The following is a 10623-nucleotide window of genomic DNA, read 5'->3' on the forward strand; positions in this document are numbered from 1 at the left end:
CTGTAGGACATGGCGACGGAAGATGATCCAGACGACCGGAAGCAGCGGCTACAGGACGCCGGAGTCTGGCTACGCAGCGAACGGGAGACCCGCGGCTGGACCGGCAGCGACCTCGCACGACGCCTCAACGTCAGCCAAGTACGTGTCTCGGCATACGAACGCGGACAGTATGAGGTACCCAACACGGTCGCGGAGAGCATCGCGGCCGCCTTCGAGTTGCCGTTGATCGAAACGCGACGCCGGCTCGGCTTGTGGGTGCCGACCGACTCCGACGTGTTGGAGATCCAACGGTTCGTCGACCCAGCGCAGATCGACGATGGCGATCTCGTCAAGGAACTTCTTCGGCGCTACCAACGCCGCACCGCCCATGAGATCTACCAGATCTTTCCCCACCGCGCCGACGTCTCAGACGAGTTGTGGGATCGCCTCATTGCCGATACCACGACGGAGATATTCCTCGGTGGCTACACAAACTACTTCTTCTGGACGGAGCGCCCTCGATTCTCTGACACGCTCCGCGCGAAGGCTGCCGCTGGCGTGCGCATCCGGATCCTGCTTGGCGACCCCGAAGGGGAGGTCACGCGCCGCCGAGAGGGCGTCGAGAAGGCCTCGCTCACGGTTAGCACCCGGATCAACATCGCTCTAGAGGAACTAGCCAAACTTGGTCCGATTCCGGGCATCGAGGTGAGACTCTCGGCTACCAACGCAGAGGCGCACGTCTCTCGGTCAATCTTCCGATTCGACCACGAGGCTCTCGTGTGCGAGCACATCGCCGATCGCCTCGGACACGGAAGCCTCACGTTCCACCTACGTCGCACGCAAGACGGCGGTCCGTTCGACCAGTACGCCCATCACCTTGAGCACCTATGGGACGGCGCCCGTCCATGGCTTCCAACGCGACACACCGACATAACCAGGTAGCGCCGTATCTGTCGAGCATCTGGTAGACGCTCATAGCAACGAATCGATCACAAAAAATGGCCCGAGGAGCTTCCCACTCCCCGGGCCGGATCTTGCAAAGCCGATGTCTACGCGGCGAGTTCAACGGTACGGGATGTGGCCACCCCCGTGCTACCGGACTCGCCATGACCCGAGAGGGATCACATGGCACAACTGGTCGCCACCGCTCACAACCTCCGTGGCCGCCTGCTCTGCGCAGCGCTCGGCTACGCAGCGCGCGGGATAGCCGTACATCCCGTCCACGTCGGGGCGAAGCGTCCCCCCCTGTGGGCCGATTGGGAGAACCGCGCCACGACCGATCCTGACCTCATCCGGCGCGTCTGGAGCCAAGCCCCATACAACATCGGCGTTGCCACGGGACCGAGCGGCCTGGTCGCTGTCGATCTGGATGTACCCAAGCCCGGTGAAGTGACACCCGGCCGTTGGCGGGACACCGGCGTGCAGAACGGGCGTGACGTACTCGCGGCACTCGCCAATGCCGCCGGGGAGCCGTGGCCGTCGACCATGACCACCCACACTCCTAGCGGTGGTCGTCACCTGCTGTACCGGGCACCCAACAGCGAAATCAAGATCCGGAACTCCGCGCGAACGGTCGCATGGTGTGTCGACATTCGCGCGCACGGCGGATACGTCGTCGGTATCGGGTCAGAGATTAGCGGACAAAACTACCTCTTGGACCATTCCGCACCGCCAACACCGTGCAATCTACCTCCATGGCTCCTAACCCTGATCTCACAATCGGAAGAACAGCCAACCAGGGGGGCGGTTTTTGGCGGTGAAAACCGCGCCGCTGCCCGGGTGCGGCAGGTAGCGGCCGACAGAGGCAGGCTGGAGAGATGGGCGGCAGCCGCACTGCTCGGCGAGGCCTCCGATATCGCGGCAATGCCACCGGACAGCGGCAGGAATCATGCGCTGAACGGTGCCGCGTACAAGATGGGCCGCCTGGCTGCCGGTGGACTGCTGGCGGAAGACGACGTCCGCCAGGTGCTCCGCGAGGCGGCACTCGCCGCCGGGCTGACCGGCGCCGACGCTGACCGGACAATCAAATCCGGGATGACCGCGGGCATGCGCCGCCCCCGGGCTGGTGGTGCCGCATGAGCGCCGACGCCGCGCAGCCGCTCGTTCCGCCGCTCGACAGCCTCCTGGCCGACCTGGTACCGATGGACGAGTTGGCCCGTATCCGCCACCTCCGCACGGTCATCCGCGCCCTGGTCGATACCGGGGCCAGCAACGAGACCAAAGACGTCTACCGCGATGGCCTCGCCGAGGGCCGGTTCATCACCAAAGGCAAGTTCACAGGGCTGGAACGCGACGCGCGGAGAGAGCACCGCGATCAGCGCCGCGCCGAGCGGATCGACGCACGGACCCAGGTCGACGCCGCCAAGCTCTACCGCGGCGGCCGCGACGGATGCCTGTACGTGCTGCGCCCCGACGGCGAGTGGCAGATGGTCGCCACGTTCGTGCCACGGATCGTCGCCAGCATCCGCAGGGACGATGGGTCCGGACCGGCCGGGGTCACCAAGACCTACCGGATCCGGGTCACCCTGCCCTCCGGCCAGTGGGGTGACGAGGACGTGCCCGGCGACCGGCTCGCCGACGTCGTGGACTGGTCGACCAGCGCCGCCGGACACCGCGCCGTCGTGCTGCCCGTCCCGTCCGCCCGCGACCATGTCCGCGCCGCCGCGCAGCTGCTCGCCTCCGACGACACCAACACTCAAACGGTCTACGTACACACCGGCTGGCGAATGATCGGTGAACGCACCCGGTACCTGACCGCGTCCGGTGCGCTCGGCGCCGACGGCCTGGATGACACCGCGACCGTAGACCTCGCAGGCGCCCTCGGCGGCTTCCACCTGCCCGACCCGGCCACACTGCCCGCCGATGACCTGCAGCACGCTGTGCGGGCCAGCCTCGCGATCCTCGACATCGCCCCGGACACCGTCACCGTGCCGACCCTCGGCGCCGCCCTACGCGCAGCCCTCCCGCTCACCCCAGACGGCGGGGTGTGGATCGTCGGCCGCACCGGATCCGGCAAATCCCAGCTCGCCGCGTTGGCGCAACAGCACTACGGAGCCGGCCTCGATGACCGGCATTTCCCCGGTGCCTGGGCCAGCACCGCCAACGCACTCGCCGAAAAGGCGTTCCTGCTGGCGAACGCCCTGTACGTCGTAGACGACTACATCCCGACCGGCAGCCAGCAGGACATCGCCCGGATGCAGAAGGCCGCCGACCACCTGATTCGCGGGTCCGCGAACAGTGCCGGCCGCGACCGGCTCGATGCCACCGCGACCCTGCGAGCCTCCCGGCCACCACGCGCCCAGGTACTCGCCACCGGCGAGGACCTACCCCCCGGCCACTCCCTCCGCGGCCGCCTCTACATCGCCGAACTCGGCCACGACGCGCTGAACTGGGATGCACTGACCATCTGCCAGCACCACGCCCGCGACGGCATCTACGCCCTCGCCTTCGCCGGCTACATCCGCTGGCTCGCCGCACAGATGGACGCCGACCCTGGGTTCGCCGACGCGCTGGCCGTCCACCGCACCCAGCTACGGGCCGCGGCCACCACAGCCGGACAGCACCGCAAGACCCCCGACATGGTCGCGAGCCTCACTCTCGGCTGGCGGGTATGGCTGGACTACGCCGCGACGATCGGAGCGATCACCACAGATCAGCGCGAGGCGCTCTACCTCCGGGTATGGCATGCCTTGATCACCGGTGCCGACACACAAGCCGACGCCCAGCAGGACGCGAACCCCGTCCGGATCTACCTCGACAGCCTCAAAGCCTCGATCGTCGGCGGGCACGCGCACCTCACCGACCTGGACGGAAGATGCCCACCACGGGCACCAGCATGGGGCTGGGTCTCCGAACTGGTCGGCGGGGACCTGGTCGATCGCCCCCGCGGCAGCCGAATCGGCTGGGTCGACCAGGACCACGTCTACCTCGACCCGGACGCCGCCTACGCCATGGCCGTCCGCCACGGCCGGTCCACCGGCCTACCAGCGCTCCCTGGCGAATCAACCCTGCGAAAGCGGCTCCACGACGCCGGCATCCTCGCATCGGTCGAGCAGTCGTCGGGGAAAACGAGGCTTGCTGTCCGACGAACCGTTGACGGAGCGCGACGGGCGCAGGTCTTGCATCTTCACGCGTCCTCACTGGGTGTAGAGGGTGTGCGTTAAAGGTGCGCCGGGTGCGCCACAACAAGATCATATTATGTGAATGTGCAGGTAGGACCCATTGAGCGTGTGGCGCACCTGTGAGTGAGGAGTGCGCCACACGCTCTAAGCAGTGCGCCACGGTTTACCGAAGTGCGCCACGTCTCCGACGTAGTGGCGCACTTGGCTCCCTCGTGGCGCACTGACAGATGGCAAGTGCGCCACGAGATTTCTATGTACCGCAGTAGAAAGTGTTAGCTGTGGCGCACTTGGCGCACTTGGAATCAGAGACATACCCCTCCTCGTGTGGGACGGCGATGATGCAAAAAGTTTGCATAGGCGTTCGGTTGCCTATAGTGATCATCGCTACAGGCCGCACCGGGGAGCGGACCGTTCCATCCGTCCAAGATCGCCCCCCTGGTTAGCACTTAGGTAGGACCGTCTCGACATCACGACACCGCGGTGTCAGAAGTACAGAGACATCCCGGTGTCGCGACACCGGGACACCGCACCGGAGGATGGTGGTATGCGCATCGTCGTAGGGAACCTGAAGGGGGGCGTGGCCAAGACCACGACCGCCGTCTACCTGGCGCTGGGGCTGGCCCGCACCGGCCGGGTCCTGCTCGTGGACGCGGACGGCACGAACGCCTCCGCCGTGGACTGGTCCGCGAACGCCGAGGACTGGCCGGCCACCGTGGTTGTCGTCCCGTGGGCCGTGCCTGACCTGGGCCGGCGGGTGGCCGCCGTTGCGGGTGACTACGACCACATCGTCATCGACACTGGGCCGGAACGCGGCGACTTGCTCCGCCAGGCGCTGATGGTCACCGACGACCTGCTGGTGCCGGTCGCGCCGAGTCGGGGTGCCGTTAACGAACGGCGAACCAAGTGACAAGTAGCTCTCTGTAGTCAACGTGACGGTCAGTCGCTGGTTCGGGGTGAGGGCCAAGCGAGCAGCGGATAGCGGTAGCGGTAATTCCGTTTCGAGGTCGGCTTATCGGACTTCTGGGCTCTGGCGCCCCGTCAGGGTTCTGCCGCAGTAAATGACCGATTCCCTGCGGCAACCTGTCGGCAGCGATCATGACAGTGCCGGCGGCGCCGAGATTGTCGGACCCGGCTGGCACCCTCGACCTGTACGCATTTCCTGCGACGAGTCCAGGGAGGGCCCGTGGGCCAGGTCCAGCCGCTCCGCCCCGCGGCCGCCGTGCCGACGTTCGGCCACGCGGCCGAGACGTTCCTGGTCGCCCACACGCTGCCCGGCGCCTGGTCGCCCAAGACCGCGGTCAAGTACCGGCAGACCCTGACCGCGCTCGCCGGACGGCTCGCCGGCACCGCGGCCAGCGCGGACCTCGCCGCTCTCGGCACCCCGGCCGGCGCCGGCGAGCTCGCCGCGGCGTTCACCGCCGCCTTCGGCCACCTCGCGCCGGCCACGAGGGTGCGCCACCTGTCCACGCTGCGCTCGGCCCTGGCCTGGTGGCGCGAGACCGGCTGGCTCGCCGGCGACCCCACCGCCGGCTGGGCCAGGCCCAAGGTCGTCGTCGACACCACCAGGGCGCTGACCCGCGACCAGGTCGCCGCGCTGTTCCGCCTCGACGTGCCACTGCGGGACAAGACGCTGTGGCGGCTGCTCTACGAGACCGCCGCCCGCGCCGAGGAGATCCTCACCCTCGACATCGGCGATCTCGACACCGCCAGCAAACGTGCCCGCGTGACCTCCAAAGGCGGCGGCACCGACTGGGTGTTCTGGCAGACCGGCGCGGCGCTGCTGCTGCCCCGGCTGCTCGCCGGGCGGACCCGCGGGCCGGTATTCCTCACCGACCGCCGGCCCACCCGCCCCGTCCCGGCCAGCGACCTGTGTCCGACCAGCGGCCGGGCCCGGCTGTCCTACCGCCGCGCCGCCGAACTGTTCGCCGCCGCCACCCGCCTGCTCGCCGACCCGGACGGCCAGGCCGACGGCTGGACGCTGCACCAGCTGCGCCACGCGATGCTCACCCACGAAGCCGAAGCCGGCACGAACACCCCCACCCTGCTCGCTCGCTCCCGGCACGCCTCCGTGCGCAGCCTCGAGCGCTACGCCCGCCCCGGCCCCGACGCCATCGCCGCCCACATGGCCGCCACCGACCCCGCCGCACGCCGCCACTGACCCGCCCCATCACGCACGGCTACCTGTCACTTCCTGGCTCCGACCCGAGTCCCGGGCCAGGAAGAGCGGGTCCGCCAGGTCCTCGCGCTCGCCGAAGAGACCGGGGAGTTCGTGCAGGCGGCCCGCCGCTTCCTCGGTCTCGCCCGTCGCCGTGGCGCGTTCACCGCGGTGGAGGAGGAACTCGCCGACGTCATCATCACCGCCTATGTGACCGCCGCCGCGTTCGACATCGATATCGACACCGTGATCGCACACAAGGTCGACACGGTCCTGGCGCGCGGCTGGCGTGAGAACGAAGCGGGGGAGGAGCGGTGAGCTGGCGGACGGTCGTCTACCTGGAGGTCCGGTGCGACCGTTGCGGCGAGCTCGCGCCCGACCCGGATGAGCCCTGCCTGTTCCTCTCGCTTGAGCAGGCCCGCGCCCTGCTAGCCAGCGATGGCTGGGCGGTCCTCGGTGATGCCATGACCTGTCCGACCTGTGTGGATCGTGTCGGATGCGCGCTGCTCGGTCACTGTTGGGAGCCGTGGCAGGACCGGGCATGGCATGACCGGGTGGGCCGCACCCGGACATGCCCGGCCTGCCGGTCAATCGAGTACGACCCTGCGCTGATTACGGTTGACGCCGACCGGAGGGCGGACCCGTGACTGGTGGCCGGACCGTGTTGGATCTGTTCTGTGGCGCCGGCGGATCCTCCACCGGACTGGCCGCCGCCGGAATCCAGGTCGTGATGGCCGCGAACCACTGGCGCCTGGCCGTCGACGTCCACCAGGCCAACCACCCGACAACCGACCACGACTGCGCCGACATCGCCGCGGTCGACCCGCGCCGCTACCCGGCCACCGACTGGCTGTGGGCCTCCCCGGAATGCACCAACCACAGCGTCGCCAACGGCCGACGCCGCCACACCGGCCAGACCGAACTGTTCGACAACCCCGACGACCCAGGGGCCACCCGCTCCCGGGTCACCATGTGGGACGTCCCCCGGTTCACCGAGACGATGACCGACCGCGGCCACCCCTACCAGACTGTGATCGTCGAAAACGTGGTCGACGTCCGCTGGTGGGTGGGCTGGCGCGGCTGGATCGCCGTCATGCACGACCTCGGCTACACCCACCAGGCCGTCTACCTCAACTCGGCATTCGCGCACGGCACGGACTACCCCGGCGCCCCGCAGTACCGCGACCGGCTCTACATCGTCTTCACGCGCCGGGGGCTGCCCGCACCCGACCTCGACATCCGCCCGCCCGGCTGGTGCCCGACCTGCCAGACCCCGGTCGGCGCCGTCCAGACCTGGAAACGCCCCGAGGTCCGCTGGGGCCGCTACCGCGCCCAATACCTCTACCGCTGCCCGAACCCCGGCTGCGCAACCGCGGTGCAGCCCTACACGCTGCCCGCGGCCGCCATCATCGACTGGACCCGGCCAGGACAGCGGATCGCCGACCGGACCCGCCCCCTCGCCCCAGCCACCCGGGACCGCATCCGCGCCGGCCTGGCCCGCCACGGCCAGCCCGCGCCTACCCCGGCCGGCGAACCGTGGCAGCACGACGCCGCCACCCCCGGCAGTCCACCGCCCGCCGACACTAGCCGCGGCGCCGACGGGATGGCCTGCGGTGAACCGTTCCTTCTCCGCCTACGCGGCGGCGGGGAACGCCGACGGGCACACAGCCTCACCACCCCACTGGGCACCGTGACCGCCGGCGGCGAACACCACGCCCTGATCACCAGCGGCCCACCGGCCGGGGCACTGCTGGTCCCCTACTACCGCACCGGCACCGCCACCCCGGTCAGCCAACCGGCATCGACCTGCACCACCCGCGACCGCCACGCCCTCCTCACCCCCGACCAGGTCACCGACCCCGACATCGACGCCTGCACCTTCCGGATGCTCACCCCCGACGAGGTCCGCGGCGCCATGGCCTTCCCCACCGGCTACCAGCTCGCCGGCCGCCGCGGCGACCGGATGCGGATGCTCGGCAACGCCGTCACCCCACCCGCCGCCCGGCTGCTCGCCGAACGGCTCCTGGCCGCCCTCGCAGCCTGACCCACGACCACCCGCTGGTACGGCAACGACCGTTGCCGCACCAGCTCCGACACCTCGCACACCCAACCCCGGAGAAGGAGCATGCTCGGATGACCACATCGGCGCTCCCCCGTCGGATCCGACTGTCGCGCGCGTCGGGCTGGCGCAAACCGGCCGGCGCCGTCGTGGTCGCCCGCCCGACCCGCTGGGGGAACCCGTTCGACTGGCGCGACCACGGCCACGCCGAAGCTGTGCGGCGCTACGCCGCATGGATGGCCGGTATCGGCGCGGACGAGCAGACCGACCGGGCCGGCCGGCGCTACACCCGGCCGGCCCGGCTCGCGGAACTGGCCACCCTGGCCGGCCGGCCGCTGGCATGCTGGTGCCCGCTGGACCGCCCCTGCCATGCCGACGTCCTGGCCGAACTCGCCCGTAGGGCCAGCGAACCCGGTGATCAGGAGCCACGGGCGTCAGCCGGAGTCGGATCGGCGACTACCGGGTGATCTACACGGTGCGAGATGGCGTACTCGTGGTCCTGGTCGTAGAGCGTGGCCACCGCCGCGACGTTTACCGTGGCTGACCAGCGCCTCATAGGTACGAGATATCGCACTACAGCGTGACTATTCGCTCATCGACAGCTGCTGGGGGTGCCTGGCGGTGGTGTCTGTGGACACCGGTCTCAGGTCCTGACTTAGAGATCCCATACCCGGCCCGTAGGTGGCCCATATCGAGGTATGGGCCACCCACGGGCCGGGTATGGGATGGGGTCAGCTGCCGTGTGTACCCCGGCGGAGCTGGGCGAGCTGGTCGGCCAGCTCGTGGGCCCGGGCGCTGGCCAGGTCCTCGGCCACCCGGTCGGCGGCCGCCGCCGCGGCCGCGATCAGTGCGGAGAGCGCGACGTGCTTGGGCAGGTCACCACCCAACGCCTGGGTCACACGGGTGACGGCCTCGTCGAGCTGCTCGGCCGCATCCGTGGTGATGTAGTAGCTGACCCGGCGCATGCCGGCAGCGTCGGGGCGGCTGCCTCGACGTGCCCCGCCGCTCGGGGCACTGGAACGGGATCCCGCATCTGCACCCGGCCCATACCTGCCCATACCTGGGTATGGGTTGGGTATGGGCGAGGTGGAGGCCGGTACGGGATGGGCCGCCGGCGGTTCCGTGATCGGTGGTGGGGCGAGGCTGAACCGCGATCTCAGAACGGCGTCCGGGTCGGTGTTGGCATCATCGGGCGGGGGCAGCGCGCCCCGCCGCCCGCTCCTGGCGGCGCTCACCGGGCACCACCGTCAACCAACCGCTTGGCCAGGTCCCGGTACCAGCCGGCCGGCTCGGACTCCGGAGCATGGGCGATCACCGGCTGCTTCAGGCGCCATCCCTCGCGGATCTCCTTGCGGTCCCCGATGACGGCGAGCACGTCATCCCGGCGCTGGAAAACCTCGAGCATGGAGGTGGCCACCCGTCCCCGCCGCGCGTCGTAGAGGTTGACGACCAGGCCGGCCACCGGAACCTCGATCGCCAGTACCTGTGTCAGCGTCGCCAGCTGCCGCAACAAGAGCCGCAACGCGTCCAGGGAGGAGTCCTCGGCCTGCACCGGGATGACGACCCGGCCCATGTGATCGCCGTCGGTGCGGGCCGCCGCCAGCGCGGCGTCCGTCAACGCACCCAACGAGGGCGGACAGTCGATCAGACAGTCGTCGAACGCCGGCGCGAACGCGTCGAGCAACCGGCTCAGCAGCCACTCCCGCCCCGTGCGGGAGTACAGCTGCGGCTCCAGGACGAACATGTCCTCACTGGTGGGCAGCACCTGCAGCCGCTCCCCGAACGGCAGCACCAGCTCCCCGAGCTCGCCGTCCCACTGCCCCAGCAGCGCCCGTGGCAGGTTCGCCGTCCCCGCCGCTGGCAACCCCAGCGCCCGGGTCAGGTGGCCCTGCGGATCTAGGTCGACCAGCAGTACCCGCCGGCCACTCTCCGCCAGCGCAGCCCCCACGTTGAGCACGGTCGCGGACTTCCCGACCCCGCCCTTCTGATTCACCACCGCCGTCACATACATGCCTCAGACCCTAGGCCCGTACCTGCCCACACTTCAGGTACGGCGAGGTAAGGGCCATGTATGGGCAGCCCATGGGCATGTATGGGGACCTGTGGGCGGTAGCGGAGTGCGCGTAGCCGCGTTGCCCGAAACCCGCACCCACTACTGGCCCCGCTACCCGCCTATTGCCGGTTTCCGCCGTACCTTGGCTGCACCCCTCCCCGTACCTCACCGACCCGATCACCCGCTTCGGCGAGTACTCCACCGACGAGCTGGCCATCCCGCCGGACGCCTACGACGCCCACCGCGACGTCGACTT

General features: G+C 69.6%; 12 protein-coding genes. 10 read left to right on the forward strand and 2 right to left on the reverse strand.

The features are described 5' to 3' along the window. Positions 1 to 9 precede the first annotated feature (9 nt). From U9983_RS22855 to U9983_RS28065, 10 genes are all read left to right on the forward strand, one after another. Positions 10 to 921 (forward strand): helix-turn-helix transcriptional regulator, encoded by a 912-nt coding sequence (locus tag U9983_RS22855; RefSeq protein WP_322755988.1) that lies wholly within the window; start codon positions 10 to 12, stop codon positions 919 to 921. Positions 922 to 1104: 183 nt separating this feature from the next. After that, positions 1105 to 2058, forward strand: coding sequence for a bifunctional DNA primase/polymerase (locus U9983_RS22860; protein WP_322755989.1), 954 nt, complete (start codon positions 1105 to 1107; stop codon positions 2056 to 2058). Further along, complete coding sequence (locus U9983_RS22865) at positions 2055 to 4142, forward strand: hypothetical protein (protein WP_322755990.1); 2088 nt, start codon at positions 2055 to 2057, stop codon at positions 4140 to 4142. The genes U9983_RS22860 and U9983_RS22865 overlap by 4 nt, the downstream gene beginning before the upstream one ends. Before the next feature lie 502 nt (positions 4143 to 4644). Next, a complete protein-coding gene (locus U9983_RS22870; protein WP_322755991.1) occupies positions 4645 to 5007 on the forward strand; it encodes a ParA family protein in 363 nt (120 codons plus the stop codon). 276 nt (positions 5008 to 5283) lie between these two features. Next, on the forward strand, positions 5284 to 6258 hold the full coding sequence (locus U9983_RS22875) for a tyrosine-type recombinase/integrase (protein WP_322755992.1): 975 nt from the start codon (positions 5284 to 5286) through the stop codon (positions 6256 to 6258). 33 nt (positions 6259 to 6291) lie between these two features. Beyond that, on the forward strand, positions 6292 to 6573 hold the full coding sequence (locus U9983_RS22880) for a MazG nucleotide pyrophosphohydrolase domain-containing protein (protein ID WP_322755998.1): 282 nt from the start codon (positions 6292 to 6294) through the stop codon (positions 6571 to 6573). After that, entirely contained in the window at positions 6570 to 6902 is a 333-nt protein-coding gene (locus tag U9983_RS22885) for a hypothetical protein (protein ID WP_322755993.1), read from the forward strand. The genes U9983_RS22880 and U9983_RS22885 overlap by 4 nt, the downstream gene beginning before the upstream one ends. After that, the gene (locus U9983_RS22890; protein WP_322755994.1) at positions 6899 to 8299 is read left to right on the forward strand and encodes a DNA cytosine methyltransferase; all 1401 of its coding nucleotides are present in this window, start codon (positions 6899 to 6901) and stop codon (positions 8297 to 8299) included. The genes U9983_RS22885 and U9983_RS22890 overlap by 4 nt, the downstream gene beginning before the upstream one ends. Before the next feature lie 89 nt (positions 8300 to 8388). After that, positions 8389 to 8781, forward strand: a complete 393-nt coding sequence (locus U9983_RS22895) for a DUF4326 domain-containing protein (RefSeq protein ID WP_322755995.1) — start codon at positions 8389 to 8391, stop codon at positions 8779 to 8781. 8 nt (positions 8782 to 8789) lie between these two features. Continuing rightward, positions 8790 to 8858, forward strand: coding sequence for a hypothetical protein (locus tag U9983_RS28065; protein ID WP_416211491.1), 69 nt, complete (start codon positions 8790 to 8792; stop codon positions 8856 to 8858). A gap of 187 nt (positions 8859 to 9045) precedes the next feature. Here U9983_RS28065 and U9983_RS22900 read toward each other — a convergent pair whose 3' ends face one another. Both U9983_RS22900 and U9983_RS22905 read right to left on the reverse strand, forming a co-directional pair. Next, complete coding sequence (locus U9983_RS22900; RefSeq protein ID WP_322755996.1) at positions 9046 to 9279, reverse strand: hypothetical protein; 234 nt, start codon at positions 9277 to 9279, stop codon at positions 9046 to 9048. Between the two features lie 266 nt (positions 9280 to 9545). Then, positions 9546 to 10325, reverse strand: a complete 780-nt coding sequence (locus U9983_RS22905; protein ID WP_322755997.1) for a ParA family protein — start codon at positions 10323 to 10325, stop codon at positions 9546 to 9548. Positions 10326 to 10623 lie beyond the last annotated feature (298 nt).

Origin of the sequence: Protofrankia sp. Cas3, from assembly GCF_963555955.1 — a bacterium.
GTDB lineage: Bacteria > Actinomycetota > Actinomycetes > Frankiales > Frankiaceae > Protofrankia.

Excerpts from the sequence above, each read along its gene's own strand:
- U9983_RS22895 (WP_322755995.1), top strand. The coding sequence starts at position 8,389 with ATGACCACATCGGCGCTCCCCCGTCGGATCCGACTGTCGCGCGCGTCG.
- U9983_RS22905 (WP_322755997.1), bottom strand. The coding sequence starts at position 10,325 with ATGTATGTGACGGCGGTGGTGAATCAGAAGGGCGGGGTCGGGAAGTCC.
- U9983_RS22855 (WP_322755988.1), top strand. The coding sequence starts at position 10 with ATGGCGACGGAAGATGATCCAGACGACCGGAAGCAGCGGCTACAGGAC.
- U9983_RS22860 (WP_322755989.1), top strand. The coding sequence starts at position 1,105 with ATGGCACAACTGGTCGCCACCGCTCACAACCTCCGTGGCCGCCTGCTC.
- U9983_RS22865 (WP_322755990.1), top strand. The coding sequence starts at position 2,055 with ATGAGCGCCGACGCCGCGCAGCCGCTCGTTCCGCCGCTCGACAGCCTC.
- U9983_RS22900 (WP_322755996.1), bottom strand. The coding sequence starts at position 9,279 with ATGCGCCGGGTCAGCTACTACATCACCACGGATGCGGCCGAGCAGCTC.
- U9983_RS22870 (WP_322755991.1), top strand. The coding sequence starts at position 4,645 with ATGCGCATCGTCGTAGGGAACCTGAAGGGGGGCGTGGCCAAGACCACG.